16 protein-coding genes and 1 tRNA gene are annotated in these 17,641 nt (G+C 38.9%); 11 read left to right on the top strand and 6 right to left on the bottom strand.

Annotated elements, in window-relative coordinates; translation table 11 throughout:
* Positions 1-13: 13 nt before the first annotated feature.
* On the bottom strand, positions 14-550 hold the full coding sequence (gene hpt, locus BUR11_RS12195) for a hypoxanthine phosphoribosyltransferase (RefSeq protein WP_074225284.1): 537 nt from the start codon (positions 548-550) through the stop codon (positions 14-16).
* A 10-nt stretch (positions 551-560) separates the two neighbouring features.
* Entirely contained in the window at positions 561-1,469 is a 909-nt protein-coding gene (locus BUR11_RS12200) for a M20/M25/M40 family metallo-hydrolase (RefSeq protein WP_074225285.1), read from the bottom strand.
* 172 nt (positions 1,470-1,641) lie between these two features.
* Between BUR11_RS12200 and BUR11_RS12205 the strand changes: the two genes are divergently transcribed.
* From BUR11_RS12205 to BUR11_RS12225, 5 genes are all read left to right on the top strand, one after another.
* On the top strand, positions 1,642-2,922 hold the full coding sequence (locus BUR11_RS12205) for an OmpA family protein (protein ID WP_074225286.1): 1,281 nt from the start codon (positions 1,642-1,644) through the stop codon (positions 2,920-2,922).
* A 120-nt stretch (positions 2,923-3,042) separates the two neighbouring features.
* A complete protein-coding gene (locus BUR11_RS12210) occupies positions 3,043-4,335 on the top strand; it encodes an OmpA family protein (RefSeq protein ID WP_074226110.1) in 1,293 nt (430 codons plus the stop codon).
* Between the two features lie 60 nt (positions 4,336-4,395).
* Positions 4,396-5,046 (top strand): uracil phosphoribosyltransferase, encoded by a 651-nt coding sequence (gene upp, locus BUR11_RS12215; protein ID WP_074225287.1) that lies wholly within the window; start codon positions 4,396-4,398, stop codon positions 5,044-5,046.
* Positions 5,047-5,054: 8 nt separating this feature from the next.
* The gene (locus tag BUR11_RS12220) at positions 5,055-5,993 is read left to right on the top strand and encodes a calcium/sodium antiporter (RefSeq protein WP_074226111.1); all 939 of its coding nucleotides are present in this window, start codon (positions 5,055-5,057) and stop codon (positions 5,991-5,993) included.
* Positions 5,990-6,448 carry a hypothetical protein gene (locus tag BUR11_RS12225; protein WP_074225288.1) on the top strand — a complete coding sequence of 153 codons (459 nt, stop codon included), beginning with the start codon at positions 5,990-5,992 and terminating at the stop codon, positions 6,446-6,448. The genes BUR11_RS12220 and BUR11_RS12225 overlap by 4 nt, the downstream gene beginning before the upstream one ends.
* Here the strand turns inward: BUR11_RS12225 and sdaAA are convergent.
* Entirely contained in the window at positions 6,437-7,345 is a 909-nt protein-coding gene (gene sdaAA, locus BUR11_RS12230) for an L-serine ammonia-lyase, iron-sulfur-dependent, subunit alpha (RefSeq protein WP_074225289.1), read from the bottom strand. The two genes, BUR11_RS12225 and sdaAA, sit on opposite strands and share 12 nt — an antisense overlap.
* Before the next feature lie 38 nt (positions 7,346-7,383).
* A complete protein-coding gene (locus BUR11_RS12235; protein ID WP_074225290.1) occupies positions 7,384-7,788 on the bottom strand; it encodes an OsmC family protein in 405 nt (134 codons plus the stop codon).
* A 71-nt stretch (positions 7,789-7,859) separates the two neighbouring features.
* Between BUR11_RS12235 and BUR11_RS12240 the strand changes: the two genes are divergently transcribed.
* The 3 genes from BUR11_RS12240 to BUR11_RS12250 all read left to right on the top strand — a co-directional run bounded on the left by BUR11_RS12240 (position 7,860) and on the right by BUR11_RS12250 (position 9,921).
* Positions 7,860-8,588 carry a hypothetical protein gene (locus BUR11_RS12240; RefSeq protein WP_200800408.1) on the top strand — a complete coding sequence of 243 codons (729 nt, stop codon included), beginning with the start codon at positions 7,860-7,862 and terminating at the stop codon, positions 8,586-8,588.
* Positions 8,589-8,642: 54 nt separating this feature from the next.
* A complete protein-coding gene (gene lipA / locus BUR11_RS12245) occupies positions 8,643-9,521 on the top strand; it encodes a lipoyl synthase (RefSeq protein WP_074225291.1) in 879 nt (292 codons plus the stop codon).
* A 91-nt stretch (positions 9,522-9,612) separates the two neighbouring features.
* Positions 9,613-9,921, top strand: coding sequence for a hypothetical protein (locus tag BUR11_RS12250; RefSeq protein ID WP_074225292.1), 309 nt, complete (start codon positions 9,613-9,615; stop codon positions 9,919-9,921).
* A 51-nt stretch (positions 9,922-9,972) separates the two neighbouring features.
* Here the strand turns inward: BUR11_RS12250 and gcvP are convergent, their stop codons facing one another.
* Complete coding sequence (gene gcvP / locus BUR11_RS12255) at positions 9,973-12,870, bottom strand: aminomethyl-transferring glycine dehydrogenase (protein ID WP_074225293.1); 2,898 nt, start codon at positions 12,868-12,870, stop codon at positions 9,973-9,975.
* A 275-nt stretch (positions 12,871-13,145) separates the two neighbouring features.
* Between gcvP and BUR11_RS12260 the strand changes: the two genes are divergently transcribed.
* Entirely contained in the window at positions 13,146-14,642 is a 1,497-nt protein-coding gene (locus BUR11_RS12260) for a M28 family peptidase (protein WP_074226113.1), read from the top strand.
* Positions 14,643-14,681: 39 nt separating this feature from the next.
* Here BUR11_RS12260 and BUR11_RS12265 read toward each other — a convergent pair whose 3' ends face one another.
* Positions 14,682-16,055 (bottom strand): DEAD/DEAH box helicase, encoded by a 1,374-nt coding sequence (locus BUR11_RS12265; protein ID WP_074225294.1) that lies wholly within the window; start codon positions 16,053-16,055, stop codon positions 14,682-14,684.
* A gap of 47 nt (positions 16,056-16,102) precedes the next feature.
* On the opposite strand from BUR11_RS12265, the gene BUR11_RS12270 reads away from it, so the two are divergent.
* Positions 16,103-17,446, top strand: coding sequence for a dihydroorotase (locus BUR11_RS12270; RefSeq protein WP_074225295.1), 1,344 nt, complete (start codon positions 16,103-16,105; stop codon positions 17,444-17,446).
* Between the two features lie 77 nt (positions 17,447-17,523).
* Positions 17,524-17,600, top strand: a tRNA-His gene (locus tag BUR11_RS12275).
* The last annotated feature ends 41 nt before the right edge of the window (positions 17,601-17,641 follow it).

Raw genomic sequence — 17,641 nt, forward strand, 5'->3', positions numbered from 1 at the left:
CTGATCTTATTAATTAAGGAGTATCAAGTTGATAGATTTCTTTTAAATTTCTACCTAAACCATCATAATCAAGGCCATAGCCGACGACAAATTTATTGGGAATTTCAAAACAGACATAATCAATCTGATAATTAAACCGAAAAGCTTCTGGTTTAAACAGCAAAGCTACCAAAGAAACACTTGCTGGTTTGAAGTCATAAATCTGCTTTAACATGTGATCCATGCTGATTCCAGTGTCAATTATATCCTCGACGATAATGACATTTTTATTTTCTAAATTTTCTTGAATACCTAAAAGAGCGGTTACTTTTTCTGAACTTTTCGTTCCCTGATAGGAACTAATTTTAACAAAAGTGCAGGAAACAGAAAGATCTATGCTACGACAGAGATCTGCCATAAACATAAAAGATCCATTCAGCACTCCTAACAAAACCACGTCCTTTCCTAAATAATCCTGCGTGATCTGAGCCCCAACTTGGGAAATCTTTTGCTTTAATTGATTCTCATTAATAAAAGGAACAAATGCTTTGTCTTTTATTTTTATAGCCATCGCTCTTGATTTAAAGTTTCTCCATTAAAATTTTATATAATTCTATCATCGAATTCAAATCCGCCAATGACACTTTTTCATTTGGTGAATGAACGTGATCTTCTGGCGCGCCTATAAAACACCAATCAATTGCGTAAGGAGAGTTTTGTATCTCTCTTCCATCGCTTCCGCCATAATTCTCCACCTCTAGTTGAAATTGCACCTGACTTTTTTTCGCAATTGAAATTATTTTATCTAAAAACTTCCTTCTTGGAATAAATTTATCACGGATAGATATAGCTACTCCCTCATGATGCTTTACTCCTTCCGTCACCCAGGTTATATCTGATATCAAAGCTTGCTTGATGGGAGAATTTTCTTGGATAAATTTCAGTAAAAAGGGCATGCTTCCTCCTCCATGTTCTTCATAAGTAGAAAATACAACCCACCCATTTTCAAGCGTTTCGCATAGTTTAAGTGCATTATAAACACCCAACCTGTTGTCTAAATAGGCCCCTTCAATAAATTCAGAACCAATGCGAATATTCTGCTCAAATGACAAGCAAGTCCCTGGTTCAATCCCCCTAGGAAAATCGTGGAAAATTCCCTCCTCATCCCCTTGAAGTCTACATCTAATGGCCCCCAAACTATCTTCACCCACTAACCAAGTTCCAGGAATAATTTCAGGACCCCCAACCGGAATCAATTGATTATCGTATCTTGACATAAAACCAATAGTATCGATATGGGCAAAAACAGCAGTCCTTGGATTGCCGAATTTCAAAAGTAAACAGTCATGAAAATCTTCGCCGAAAAATATTTTTGGCAAAACATTCCATATTTTCTTTTGTTTTTCGACATATTTGTATAAGAATTGGGTTGTTGCGGACTCGTCTCCAGAAACACCTTTCAATTCTAATAATTCATTTAATATTTTCATTCTGGCATTAAATATGTGCTGTTATTGTCAATAGACTGTAAAAATGTTAGGAATTATTTGATCAGTGGAATTGCGAATTAAATAATTCATCTAGATTTGCAGTAAGTTAAAAGTTTATAAATTTGTAATCACATCAATCAAACACTTAAAATTTGAACAAAAATTTTTTGTTATGAAAAAACTAATACTCTCAACACTTATGGCTGGAGCTTTGGCATTCAGCGCCAATGCTCAGAAGGAATTCGACAAATGGTCATTGGAAGTTAATGGCGGCTTTAATAAGCCTATGGCGCCTCTATCTCCAGGGTTTCTTTCCCCAACCCTAAATCTTGGTCATGTTGATTTCGGAGCTCGTTACATGTTTAATGAGAAATTCGGCCTTAAGCTTGATTATGGTTTTGGTTCTATGAAAGAGGTTAAAGATGAATCTCCATCTTTCAACACTAAATATTACAGATTGGACCTTCAAGGAGTAGTGAACCTTGGTAGAGTAATGAACTTTGAATCATTCACTAGATCTTTTGGATTATTATTTCACGGCGGAGCGGGTATTGGTAACGTAAACCCTGATGAAAATACTTACAATGATTTCACTGACGATGTTTATAATTTCATCTTCGGAGTTACTCCTCAGTTTAAGTTAGGAAATGGTGTAGCATTAGTTGCTGACATCAGCACAATCCTTAATGGTCGTCAGACTGTTACTTGGGATGGTGATGGTGCTTTAAGACCAGCAATTGACAATGGTTTTTATGGAACTAACGGAACATGGTGGACTGGTACTTTAGGTCTTCAGTTCTACTTGGGTTCTGCTGAGCAACATGCTGACTGGTATATCGCTGCTGACAAATATGCTACTAAAGAAGAATTGGCATCTCAAATCAACGGAATCAAAGACATGTTGAAAGATTCTGACGGTGATGGCATTCCTGATTACTTAGATAAAGAACCAAATACTCCAGCTGGAGCAAGAGTTGATTCTCATGGTACTACCATGGATTCTGACGGTGATGGCACTCCTGATCACATGGACAAGTGTCCATTCCTTCCAGGTCCAGCATCTACCAATGGTTGTCCTGTTGAAGAAGTAGTTGAAGAGGTTGATTACTTGCAGAAAGCTATCAATGATGGTTATGTAAATGTTTATTATGCGTTTGATAGCGCTAAACCACTAGGATATTCTACTAGCTCTGCTAACTATGTAGCTAACTTTATGAAAAAGAATCCAGGTGTTAGTGTTGAGATCAAAGGATATGCTGATGAATTAGGTCCTGAAGATTACAACATGAAGCTTTCTGAAAGAAGAGCTAAAGCTGTTTACGACTTACTAATTGCTTCTGGAATCGATGCTTCAAGACTTTCTTACAAAGGCTATGGAGAAGATACTAGCGTTGACAAGTCTTCTGCTGACGCAAGACAAATGGCAAGAAGAGCAAGCTTCGAAGTGAAGTAAGTTTTATTCAAATAAAATTTAAAAGCCCGGATGATCCGGGCTTTTTTTTTGCCAAAAATATTTATCAAGAATGGTATGATTTTTTCTACTTTTGTCGCACACCCTAAAAATTACACCTTCATGAAAAAATATCTATTGGCTTTCATCCTGTTTAGCCTTGGATTTTCTGCGTTTTCGCAATCAGAATTTAACAAATGGTCTCTTGAAACAAACTTTGGTTTCAATAAGCCTATGTCTCCGCTTACGCCTGGATTCTACAGTCCAACTTTAAATGTTGGCCATATTGATTTTGGAGCCCGGTATATGATAAATGAAAAATTTGGTTTTAAAGGAGATATAGGCTTTGGCTCATTTAATGAGGTAAAAAATGAAAGTCCTGAATTCAAAACCAATTATTTGAGAGCTGATGTTCAAGGCGTGGTAAATTGGGGACGGATTTTGAATTTTGAAGCCTTTTCTAGAAGGATAGGCTTATTGGGGCACTTAGGAGCTGGATTTGGGAGAATGAGTTTTAACCAGACGGTTTTAAACCAGGTTCCTGAGTATCAATACAATATCATTGCTGGTATTAAACCCCTATTTAAACTAAGTAATCGAATTGCACTTACAGGCGATGTATCGGTGATCTATAATGGGAGACAAACCTACACCTTTGATGGAAATGCTTATAACGCCAAAATTCAGCCTGATGATTTAACTCAAAATCCATTTGTTCATGCGCCAGGAACATGGTGGACTGGTACATTGGGACTTAATGTTTATTTGGGTTCTGCAGAGGAGCACGCAGATTGGTTTATTGCGGCAGATAAATATGCAACAAAAGAGGAACTTGCCACTCAAATCAACGGAATCAAAGACATGTTAAAAGATTCTGATGGAGACGGAATTCCTGATTACTTGGATAAAGAGCCTAATACACCTGCCGAAGCACGAGTTGATTTTCACGGAGTAACTTTGGATTCAGATGGAGACGGTACTCCTGACCATCTAGATAAATGTCCTTTTTTACCAGGCCCTGCTTCAACAAATGGATGCCCGGTGGAAGAGGTAGTTGAACAAGTGGATTACCTTCAGAAAGCAATCAATGATGGATATGTAAATGTTTATTTTGCTTTTGATAGCTCGACTCCTCTTGCCTATTCTATTTCCGCAGCGAATTATGTAGCAAATTTCTTAAAGAAAAACCCAGGGATTTCTCTTGAGGTGAAAGGATATGCAGATGAATTAGGTCCGGAGGATTATAATATCAAACTTTCTGAAAAAAGAGCAAAAAGCGTCTATGACATTCTTATTTCAGCTGGAATTGACGCAAGCCGACTATCTTACAAAGGATATGGAGAAGATACTAGCGTAGACAAATCTTCCGCTGATGCAAGGCAAATGGCCAGAAGAGCAAGCTTCGAAATAAAGTAAGTATTAAAACTTGATAAAGCCCGGTTTCAAAAGAGCCGGGTTTTATTTTATCTTCGTAACATGTTCATACTTTCTAATACGCCTTCAGTTGCAAATCATTTCATCAATGAGCTTCGTGATATTGAAACTCAAAAGGATAGAATGCGATTTAGAAAAAATCTGGAACGGTTGGGAGAAATACTTGCGTATGAAATCTCCAAAGAATTAGAATTCAATGACATTGAAGTAAAAACGCCTTTAGCTATCGCTCCTTCAAAAAAAATCACCTCTGACTTGGTTATCATTACGATATTAAGAGCCTCACTTCCTTTCTACCAAGGTTTTTTAAATTACTTTGATCAGGCAGAAAGTGGTTTTATCGGAGCATTTCGTGAGGAGGAACAGGAAAATGGAGAAATAAAAATCAATCTCGGATATCAAGCCAGTCCCTCTTTAGAAGGTAAGGAAATAATTATAGCAGACCCTATGCTCGCCACTGGAAAGTCATTTATTAAAACAATCAATGCATTATTGGCAAATGGGAAACCAAAAAAAATACACATTGCAGCTGCCTTCGCTGCCCCAGAGGGAATCGAGCACATTCAAAATAACCTAAAAGAAATCCCATGCTCCTTTTGGCTAGGAGTTCTTGACAAAAAACTGAACCATTTATCTTATATCGTTCCTGGTTTAGGTGATGCTGGGGATTTAGCATTTGGACCGAAACTTTAAATTCTATGATGGATTACATTCTTTTGGGTCTTGGCCTGGTTATTTTATTATATGGCGGTAAAATTTTAGTAGATGGAGCTGCGGCCATTGCTGTTAAGCTTGGTATGAGTGCTGGGTTAATCGGTCTTACCATTGTTGCTTTTGGGACCTCTGCACCAGAACTTTTGGTCAGTGTCAATGCAGCTTTGAAAGGGAATGGCGATATCTCTATAGGCAATGTAGTAGGCTCAAATATTGCCAACATAGGCATGGTACTAGGACTCAGCGGGTTATTTTATCCAATATTAATTCGTAAAAGCACCCTAAGATTTGATTACCTCATTACTGTCTTAGTCACTTTACTTTTCTATGCCTTAAGCTATAATGGTGAAATAGGCTTATGGGAAGGGATCGTCATGTTTTCTTTATTCATTGGATTCAACATCTATTTATTTAGAAATAGTGGCCAAGGAGGCTTGACGGACAGTACGGAAGGTGAAGAGGAAATTGAACAGGTAAAAGGCTATGGCTGGTTTTTGGCTATCACCTTATTTTTAGGGGGAATTGTCGGTTTGTATTTTGGTTCAGAATTATTGGTAAACAACGCTATCAAAATTTCTAGAGAATTTGGTATTTCCGAAAGAGTAATCAGTGTAACAATTATAGCTATTGGCACAAGCTTACCTGAATTGATTACTTCCATCATGGCTGCCCTGTCCAAGAAAACCGATATGGCAATTGGAAATATACTAGGAAGCAATATCATGAATATCCTTTCTATTTTAGGCATCACTGCCATTATTAAACCTATTGCCGTATCTGAAGATTTTTTAAGATCCGATTACCTTTGGATGATAGGATTTACCTTGATTTTATTCCCCTTAATTAGAACTAAAATGAAAATCTCTTTTATCGAAGGAGCCGTTCTATTTATTGGTTATGGGGCTTATATGTATTTCTTATTATGAGTGACTCACTGATCACATTTCTAGGAATTTATTTCTTAAGTCTTTTCAAGTTCATCGCCGGCCCCGTGCTCGGATCGGCAGCTGGATATGGAGTTATAGAATCCATTTCTGTAACCGTGGCAGGAATGATGACAAGTGTGTTCCTATTCACTTTGGTGGGAAACAAGTTCAAAAAATATTTAAAACTCCGCTTTAGCAAAAAGAAACCCATTTTCTCCAAAAAAAACAGAACACTTGTAAAGGTCTGGAAAAAATATGGAGAGGTAGGAATTGCAATCATAACCCCCTTAGTCTTAACCCCGATTGGAGGCACCTTGATCATGGTTTCGTTTGGGGCAAAAAAAAGGCATATTTATCTAAATATGCTTTTAAGTAGTCTCTTCTGGGCGACTGTTTTTTGTTTAAGTATTGATCAATTATTAAATATCCCTTTCTTTCATAAATTACTCGAGTAATTCATCATCAGGCAAGATCTCAATGTCTTGAATCAAAACCCTTTTGGATATTTCTTGCCCCGTTAGGGTGGCAGCTAAACCTCCTAAAGCTGTTTCTTTATACCTACTTTCCATAGAGGCTCCTATTTCTCCCATAGCATCAATACATTCATCTACGGGTATTACAGAACTCACATCTGCAACGGCAATCTGGGTAGAGCTAAAGGCAATTGAAGCCGCACTTGCATTTCTCACCACACAGGGAACTTCCACTAAGCCAGCAACAGGGTCACAAACTAGTCCAAGCATACATTGAATCGTGATGGCTACTGCATTAAAAACCTGATCAGTAGTTCCTCCTAGACAATAAACCATGGCTCCCGCTGCCATTGCAGCTGCAGATCCAGTTTCGGCTTGACATCCACCAACAGCTCCGGCAAGGCTTGCCTTTTCCTCAATGATTAAACCGATTCCTGCGCTTACAAGTAAACCTTCTACTATTTGCTCGTCTTCTAAACCATGTATCTCTTGTAATGTCACCAAGGTACCAGGCAAAATCCCTGAAGCGCCTGCAGTAGGTGCAGCAACTACCCTACCCATACAGGAATTTACTTCCTTCGCAGCCAAGGCCCGAGCAATCAATTTTTGAAATTCCGGAGAAAGAACTGTCAAAGGGTGGTTAAAGACTTTCTTTGCACCATTGTTAATCATGCCAGACCTTGAAGTCATCTCTTCCTCCAAACCAGTCTTTACAGCATCTTTCATTACCTGATAGGCCTTCAGAATTCCTGATTTGATTTGCTGGGATTCGGCGTTTTTCTGCTCTACTTCGTATTCAATCACTGAATCATGTAGAGAAACTTTTTTTTCTTCACAGTAGGCTTTCCAACCTTTGAATGATTCAAAAAGGTAACACATACTAATGTCGTTTAATTTCTAAAATAGTTTTTGCCTGCTTAGAAATTGAAATTTATGGTCTGTTTTATCTCAGGATCTAAACTCAAAGCTACAGGGCAGGTTCGAGCAGCATTTTTCAACTTTTGGATCATCACTGTGTTAGAAACCGGATTTTCCCAATGAAAATCAATTATTATTTCCTGAATTTTTCTTGGAGAGGCACTCATAATTTTAGTTACCTCCCAAGTTAACCCATCCAATTCCACATTTTCCCGGTTTGCTACAATACCCATAATCGTCACCATACAACTTCCTAAGGCACTAGATACCAAGTCGGTAGGAGAAAACTTCTCCCCTTTCCCATTATTATCAACGGGAGCGTCCGTCATTAAGGTTGTTCCAGATTGAAGATGCTCTGAATTAGTTCTCAAATTTCCTAAATACGAACTTTTTATAGTTGGCATAAACTCTTACTTTTAAAATCAGTTTAAATAATTGTAACCACAAAATAGGGCAATATTTTCGACCTTTTCGAATGACCAAGCTGAAATTACTTCTTCCGCTCCTTTTCATTTTTGTTGCGATAGACACTTTCGCACAAAGAGATGATATTGGTAATTATGAATATGACAAAGAATATCTCTTTGGAGTAAACAAGAACACCAATGGTGGGCTTATTGGAGGATTTGTATTCAAAGTAGGAACAAGAATTACCGATGAACAATTCAGTTTCTGGTCGATTGAATTATCGAATGTAAAAAATCCAAAAGAAGTCCGTTACAACACGGTTTTGGGAAACAGTTACATTTTTGGAAAATCAAACTACCTCTATTCTATTCGTCCTCAGTATGGACGAGAAATAGTTTTATTTAAAAAAGCCCCAAATCAGGGGGTACAGGTTTCTGCACTTGCAGCCTTTGGGCCTTCGCTTGGCTTAATTGCCCCCTATTATATTGAATATGCTTTAAACAGGGTAGAAACAGTATCCGAACAATATGATCCTGAAGTACATCAAAGTAGATTTAATATTTTGGGAACCGGGCGATTATTTCAAGGGATTGGGCAATCAGAATTAGCAATTGGAGCTAATGTAAAAGCTGCTTTAAATTTCGAATTCGGGGTTTTTAGAAGTAATGTTACCGGATTGGAACTAGGATACATGCTTGAAGGGTTTACCAAGGAAATACCTTTAATTCCAACAGCAGAAAATAGGCAACTCTTCCAATCTGTTTATTTCACCTTTTATTACGGGTTTAGAAAGTGATACAAATTGGGTTTTACGACCTACTGCTGTAACTTTGCAAAAAATCACAATTCCATGATCGAATTACCTGTTATTTCCGAAGAGGCAACTCGCAGAAAAAAACCTGATTGGTTGAGAGTAAAGCTTCCTATTGGGAAAGAATATGCCAAAGTCAGAAAACTTGTAGACGAACATAAACTTCATACAATTTGTGAAAGTGGTAACTGTCCAAACATGGGAGAGTGTTGGGGAGCAGGGACCGCTACGTTTATGATCTTGGGTAATGTATGTACCAGGTCATGTTCTTTCTGTGCTGTAGCCACAGGTAGACCGCCGGAATACGACACAGATGAACCAAGAAGAGTGGCTGAAGCCATCAAATTGATGGGAGTAAAGCATGCAGTAATTACTTCTGTCAATAGGGATGAATTGAAAGATAAAGGAGCTGAGATATGGTACCAAACGGTAGTACAGACCAAGGAACTTTCCCCTTCCACTACTATAGAGACGCTTATTCCAGATGTAAAATCTAATTGGGATGCCTTGTATCGAATGATAGATGGTGGCCAAGAAGTAGTTTCTCACAATATGGAAACAGTGGGCAGTCTTTATAGAAGAGTACGTCCTCAAGCAAAATATGACCGTTCCTTGGAGCAAATCAAACTCACTAAGGAGTATGGAAAAAGAACAAAGACTGGGATTATGCTGGGATTAGGGGAGACGAAAGAAGAAGTATTTAAAGCAATGGACGATTTAGCAGCACATGGTTGCGATATCCTGACATTAGGACAATACCTTCAACCTACAAAAATGCATATTGAAGTGGCTGAATTTATTCATCCGGACATGTTTGACATGTACAGAGAGGAAGGTTTAAAAAGAGGACTGAAATATGTTGAATCAGGACCTTTGGTACGTTCATCCTATCATGCAGAAAGACATGTAAACGTTTAAATTTCTTCAAAACGAATTAATTAAGGCACATTTTCAATAATGTGCTTTTTTTTTGCCTATATTTTTAAACTAAAACTTTAAAAAGATTTTTATGCAAGTAATTAAAAAAATCGGGATTGGCTCCGCTGCTAGAATTTATGGACTGACTTTAGCTGGGATCGGCGCTATTATAGGAATTCCTTACGGGCTTTTTGTATTGGCTTTTATAGGAACAGAAGCTGCAGGGCTACCTTTTGGAAGTGGTTTTATCCTTATTATTATCCTTGGAATCCCAATCTTTTATGGAATAATAGGTTTTCTCTTTGGGGCCCTTTTTGCTTGGATGTATAACCTCGTTGCCAGCAAAGTAGGAGGCCTCGAAATTGAATTGAGTGAACAAAAACCACTAACCGTAGAATAACAAAAAAAGGCTGCCAAAGGCAGCCTTTTCTATAACTATTAAGTTTTGAACCTATGCTAGTTCGGACTCTTCACTTGCATATTCTTCCACAGGAATACAGCTACAAACGAGGTTTCTATCACCATAAGCAGAGTCAATTCTTCTAACGGTAGGCCAGAATTTATTTTCCTTCACATAGTCAATTGGGAATACGGCTTTCTCTCTTGTATAAGGAAGGTCCCACTCTCCTACTAATACCATATTGGCTGTATGAGGAGCATTTTTCAGCACGTTGTTTACCCTATCAGCTTTACCCTCTTCGATCTCTTTAATTTCAGCTCTAATAGAAATCAAAGCATCACAGAATCTATCCAACTCTGCTTTTGTCTCTGATTCAGTTGGCTCAATCATCAAAGTTCCTGCTACAGGGAAGGATACAGTTGGTGCGTGGAATCCGTAGTCCATCAATCTCTTAGCGATATCCTCGACTTCTACTCCGACTTCCTTAAATGCTCTACAGTCAACAATCATTTCGTGCGCCGCTCTACCTTTTGTTCCTGTATAAAGGATTGGGTAATGACCGCTCAGTCTTTCTTTGATATAGTTTGCATTCAAGATTGCCATTTTGGTAGCATTGGTCAAACCATCTCCACCCATCATTGCGATGTAAGCATAAGAAATTGGTAGGATACTGGCACTCCCATAAGGAGCAGCAGAAATTGATGAAACCGCATCTTTTCCTCCTGTTTTTACCAGTGGGTTTCCAGGTAAGAAAGGAACTAAATGACTAGCTACACAGATTGGTCCCATACCTGGTCCTCCTCCTCCATGAGGAATACAAAAGGTCTTATGTAGGTTCAAGTGACAAACGTCAGCCCCAATGTTTCCTGGACTGGTTAATCCTACTTGAGCATTCATGTTGGCTCCATCCATGTATACTTGACCACCATTATCATGGATCGTAGCACAAATTTCTCTGATGGCTTCTTCAAATACTCCGTGAGTTGATGGATAAGTAACCATCAAACAAGCAAGATCATTTGAATGAGCTTCAGCTTTTGCTTTAAGATCTCCAAGATCTATATTTCCTTTTTCATCACACTTCACTAATACCACTTTCATTCCGGCCATGACAGCAGAGGCGGGGTTAGTTCCATGAGCTGAAGTTGGAATTAATGCAATGTTTCTATGTGCCTCACCTCTATTTTGATGATATGCTCTGATCACCATCAAACCTGCAAATTCTCCTTGCGCTCCTGAGTTTGGTTGAAGGGAAGTTCCAGCAAAACCGGTAATTTCAGACAGCCATCTTTCCAAATTAGCAAATAATTCTTGGTAACCAGCTGTTTGTGCCATTGGAGTGAATGGGTGCATCTGACCAAATTCAGGCCAAGTTACAGGAATCATCTCCGCCGTAGCATTCAATTTCATCGTACAAGATCCCAAAGAAATCATGGAGTGAACCAAAGACAGATCTTTGTTTTCCAAACGCTTGATATAGCGTAGCATTTCGTGTTCAGAGTGGTAACTATTGAACACTGGATGAGTCAAGTACTCTGATTTTCTAGTCAAACTTTCAGAGAATTCGACTTCAAGGCTATCAGATTTTTCTTTTAACGAAACAGGGTCTTTTCCTGCCGCAGAGGCAAACACATTAATTACCTCTTGAGCATCTTTCAATGATTTTGTCTCATCAAAAGCAATATAAACCACATCCTTGGCATATCTGAAGTTCATACCTGCCCCCACTGCAATCGCAGAAAAATGGGCTTGGTCATGAGAGCTTAGCGTTACCTTAATGGTATCAAAAAACTCTTTCTCACACACTTCAAATCCTAGCTCCTTCAATCCATTTGCGGTAAGTTTTGCAAGACCATGAGTCCTCAATGCAATATTCTGAAGCCCTTTTGGTCCATGGTAAACTGCATAAAAGCTCGACATCACAGCAAGCAATACCTGGGCAGTACAAATATTGGAAGTCGCCTTTTCTCTTTTAATATGTTGCTCTCTCGTCTGGAGCGCCATTCTATATGCTTTGTTACCAGCTCTATCCAAAGAAACCCCTATGATTCTACCAGGGATCTGTCTTTTGAACTCTTCTTTTGTAGCGAAGAAGGCGGAATGCGGTCCACCATAGCCCATTGGAACGCCAAATCTTTGGGCAGTTCCTACCACCACATCTGCTCCCATTTCTCCCGGAGGGGTTAAAATGGTCAACGCTAATAAATCTGCAGCAAAAGCAGTATGGACTTTATTTTCTTTAGCAGCAGCTACAATTGCGCTATAATCTCTAACTACACCATCAGAATCAGGGTATTGGAATAAAACTCCAAATAATTCTGGATCAGTAACGTCTAATTCTTCAACAGAACCATAGACGATTTCAATCCCAATTGGCTCAGCTCTTGTCTCAAGAACCGCTTTCGTCTGAGGAAACACATTTTCATCAACAAAGAACTTGGTAGCAGTTTTTTTCTCTCTTGCTTTAACCGCAAACAACATCCCCATGGCTTCAGCGGCTGCAGTACCTTCATCCAATAATGAGGCATTTGCCAATTCCATTCCTGTCAATTCCATCACTACGGTCTGGAAATTAATCAGCGCCTCTAATCTACCTTGCGCAATCTCTGCTTGATAGGGCGTATAGGCAGTATACCATCCTGGATTTTCCAGCACATTTCTCAAAATCACATTTGGCACAAAAGTGTCATAGTATCCTAAACCAATGAAGGATTTAAGGACTTTGTTTTTGGAAGCAAGCTTTTTGAATTCAACCAAGAAATCTGTCTCTAACTGAGCAGAAGGAAGATTAAGTGGCTTCTCTAACTGGATGGATTTTGGAACAGTCTCGTCGATTAACTCTTCTATTGAGGAAGCTCCGACTTTTTCTAACATCTCGACGATCTCTGCGTCAGTAGGACCGTTATGCCTGTTTTCGAATTTTACTGCGTTTGAAAGATTGATCTTCATAAAGAACGTAGGGAAGAATGAATATTTGGGTTAAAACATGCCCTTGTTTTTCAAAGTGCAAAGGTACAATATATTGACAGATAAAGCTTTTTAGATTTTCAATATTTTATCAAGCTTTTAACTCTTATTTACAGACGGTTGTTTGAAGGGTTAAAAAAATATCTAGTTTTGGGCCGGAAAATACTTTAACAAAGGATTTGATGCTGATTTTCAGCTTATTTTTGAAATTTCACGTATCAAAAAAAGTTTTACATAAAACCCTAATTATAATCAAGATGAATAAAAGCTTGTTATTGACAGGCGCTTTAGCTCTTGGGCTTTCGCTTCCGTCTTTGGCACAAACACCTGCTCAGGTGAAATATGCCAATACCATCACCGTTGCCGATCTTACCAAAAACTTGACTTACCTCGCTTCTGATGAGATGAAGGGCAGAGATACTGGTTCAGAGGAACAAAAAATGGCAGCAGAATACATTGTTAATTTTTACAAAAATCTAGGATTGACTGGTCCAGTTGATGGCGGTTACCTTCAAAAAGTGGAATTGGTCAGTACTTCCTTTGAAGATGTATCCTTGAAAATCGGTAAAAATAAATTAGTCAATAACGAAGACTTTGTTTTTACCGGTGATGGCGACATGAAGAAAGCAGCCAAATCTGAGTTAGTTTTTCTTGGATTAGTGTCTGATGAAAATTTAGCAAAAGTAGACGTTACTGATAAACTAGTTGGTATTTGGGCTGTAGGTGTACGCTCCAATGACTTAGTCAAAAAAGTAATGGATGCTGGTGCAGCAGGTATTGTGATCGTATCCATGGAAGGTCAGGCCAACTTTGATCGAATCGCCAATAGATACAAAACACTAGCAGGAAAAGGAAGAATTGGGTTCCCTAAAGAAGTAGAGCAAAGACCTATATTCATGGTAAGTTCTGATAAAATGGGAGAGTTATTCGAAACTTCTGTAGAAGAATTGAAAGAAGCTGCTAAATCCAATCCTGAATCCATCAAGTCTCAAAAAGCCAACTACCAAATCAAAAAGAAAGTAGAAGATGTGGAGTCTTCCAATATCCTAGCTTTCTTAGAAGGAACTGACAAAAAAGATGAAATCGTGGTAATTTCTTCTCACTACGACCACGTAGGGGTTAGCAGCACTGGAGAAGTATTCAATGGTGCAGATGATGATGGCTCTGGTACTGTTTCTGTCATGGAAATTGCAGAAGCATTTGCAACTGCTGCCAAAGATGGTATCAAACCAAGAAGATCTATCTTATTCTTGAACGTGACTGGAGAAGAAAAAGGCCTGTTGGGTTCTGAGTACTATTCCGAAAACCCAATTCTTCCATTGGAAAACACCATTGTAGATATCAATATAGATATGGTGGGTAGAATTGATTACGAATACCAAGATGCAGAAAACAAAGATTTCGTATATGTAATTGGCTCGGAGATGTTATCTACAGATCTGAAAAAAATCTTGGAATACAACAACATCACGTACAGCAATTTGATCTTGGATTACAGATATGATGCTGAAGACGATCCAAACAGATTCTACTACAGATCAGACCACTACAACTTTGCGAAGCACAATATACCTGTTGCTTTTTTCTTCAATGGTGTTCATGATGATTATCACCAAGTAACTGACACCGTAGATAAAATCGAATTCCCATTGATGGCCAAAAGAGCGAAACTGATTTTCTATACAGCTTGGGATCTTGCCAATAGAGAAAATAAAATTCGTGTAGACGGTACCAATACAAGAGGAACCAGATAAATTCAAAAAGCCTCGGAAATAAATTCCGAGGCTTTTTCTTTACTTTCCTTTATTGCGTTGATTTTTTTGCTTCAACTGATTTCTATTCTTTTTCGCCTTCGAATTTTTATTGCCCCGTTTCTTCTCCTCTTTTGCTTTTTCAGTAAAAGGATTCGCTTTTTTTCTTTCCTTCTTTTCGTGGAATGCCCCTTTGTAATTTGGATCATCCCGTTGTTTCAAACGATCAAGTTCTCTTGCATAAGCCTGCTTCTCTTCAAACGGCGTGTTGGTGATATCTACTCCTGAAGGGATTGGTAACTCTTCCACTTTCATCCGAATGATTTCTTCAATCCGTTCAAAATGGTACTCTTCTGCAGGATTTACGAAAGTAATGGCCTTCCCTTCCTGCTCAGCTCTTCCCGTCCTTCCAATTCGGTGAACATAGTCTTCATAGATCAATGGCACATCGAAATTAATCACATGAGAGACCATACTAATATCCAGACCACGAGAGGCCACGTCTGTTGCCACCAAAATCCGAACCTCTCCACCCTTGAAATCTTCCATGGAATTAATTCGTGTGTTTTGCCCTTTATTCGCATGGATAACTCTGATTTCCCCAAAATGCCTGCGATCCAAGAAATGGAAGACTTCTTCTGCATTCTTCCTAGATCTGGTAAAGATAATCGCTCTGTTAACCGTTTCCTCCTCCAAAAGCTTCGCCAAGAGGTTGATCTTGGTTTTGATATTTGGGACATGGTATTTGACCTGACCTATAGTTTCGGCTGTAGTGGCTTGTGGGGTTACTTCTACTCGCTCAGGAAATTCTAAAAATTCATGAGCCAATTTCTCAATCCTTCCTCCAAATGTCGCTGAGAAAAGAAGGTTCTGCCTTTTGACAGGAATCACTTCCAAAATAGATCGGATCTGAGGCATAAACCCCATATCCATCATTTTATCTGCCTCATCTAACACCATGGTTTTAAGATCCTTGGTATAGAGTTCATTCTTCCTGTAAATATCCAGAAATCTCCCAGGAGTAGAAATTATGATATCTACCCCGGCTTTGATAGTTTCGATTTGTGTTTTGGGACCAAGCCCACCATACAGGCATGCAAGGCGGAGATCAGTGTACTTCGCCAGGTCCTTTACCACAGACTCTATTTGCATCACCAATTCTCTAGTAGGAGCTAAAATCAGCGCTCTTGGGTGCATTCCTTGTGCGTATTTTACTTTCATTAAAATAGGAAGCACATAGGCTGCCGTTTTGCCGGTTCCCGTTTGAGCTATCCCCAAAACATCATGTCCAGCTAAGGCAAGAGGAATGGATTTCTCCTGAATGGGGGTTGGATGAGTGTATCCAGCCTCAGCAATTGCGTCTAATAATTGACGATTTAGCTTAAATGCTTCAAAACCTAAGGCCTCATTGCTCATGATTCGCTAATTTTATGGTATAATTTGTAAATGAATCTGATAAATCGATGAAAAGTATATTAATCACAGGCGCAAATATAGTCAATGAAGGCCGGATAAGTCCGGGTGATGTTTTAGTAATGAATGGAAGAATTGCCAAAATTGGGTCAGATTTAAGCTCTGAGGCCGCTGACACCCATATTGATGCGAAAGGAAAATATTTACTTCCAGGATTAATTGATGATCAGGTCCACTTTAGGGAGCCCGGACTGACCCATAAAGCGGAAATATATACGGAAGCAAAAGCGGGAGTTGCTGGTGGAACCACCACCTATATGGAAATGCCCAATACCATCCCTCAATCTACCACGATTGAACTTTTGGAAGAAAAATACAAAAGAGCATCAGAAGTTTCCTTGGCGAATTATTCCTTTTTTTTCGGAGCCACCAATGATAACCTGGAAGAGATACTAAAAGTTGACCCTTCTAATGTCTGCGGGGTCAAAGTTTTTCAAGGTTCCTCAACAGGCAATATGTTGGTCGACAATCCACATGTACTCGAAAAGATTTTTGAGAAATGTAAAACCTTGATTGCGATTCATAGTGAAAATGACAATATCATTAAGGCTAACCTGGATTCTTTTAAAGAAATATATGGGGATGATATCCCTGTCAAATTCCACCCAAAAATCAGGTCCGAGGAAGCTTGTTACGATGCCTCTAGCAGAGCCGTAGCCATGGCCAAAAAATACGGTACCAAACTCCATATACTTCATATCAGTACTGCCAAGGAACTTGAACTCTTTGATAATTCCATTCCATTAAAAGATAAAAAAATCACTTCTGAAGCATGTATTCATCACATGTGGTTTTCGGAAGAGGATTATGAAGAAAAGGGAAACCTGATCAAGTGGAATCCTGCTGTAAAAACCGCCAAAGACAGAGAGGCAATATTCAATGCTGTTTTAGATGGAACCATTGACGTGATCGCTACAGACCATGCTCCTCATACCTTGGAAGAAAAAGCTCAACCTTATACCAAAGCTCCTTCAGGCGGCCCATTGAATCAACACAGTTTAGTTGCCATGCTGGACTTTTACCATGAGGGTAAAATCAGTCTAGAGATGATTGTTCAGAAAATGTGTCACAACCTGGCCATCCTTTTTGAAATCAAGGATAGAGGATATATCCGGGAAGGTTATTTTGCCGATCTAGTATTAGTGGATTTAAATGCCCCTTGGACCGTTGAAAAAAGCAATATTCTTTCCAAATGTGGCTGGTCTCCTTTTGAGGGACATACATTCAAATCTAAAGTGACACATACGATCGTTTCTGGACACTTGGCGTACGAAGAAGGAAAATTCCATGAAGAGAAAAAAGGTGAGCGAATAAGTTTTTTAAGAAATTATTAACCGTAACCTTGCACTGGAATATCTTAATAATTACTTTTGCAGACCATTTGGAAGACAAGTCTCTCAAATGAAAAATGGTGATTGTAGCTCAGCTGGTTAGAGCGCTGGTTTGTGGCACCAGAGGTCGCCGGTTCGAACCCGGTCTTTCACCCCAAAACCCCTCATATCGAGGGGTTTTCTTGTTTTAAGAAGCTT

This window comes from Algoriphagus halophilus (genome assembly GCF_900129785.1).
Taxonomy (GTDB): Bacteria; Bacteroidota; Bacteroidia; order Cytophagales; family Cyclobacteriaceae; genus Algoriphagus; species Algoriphagus halophilus.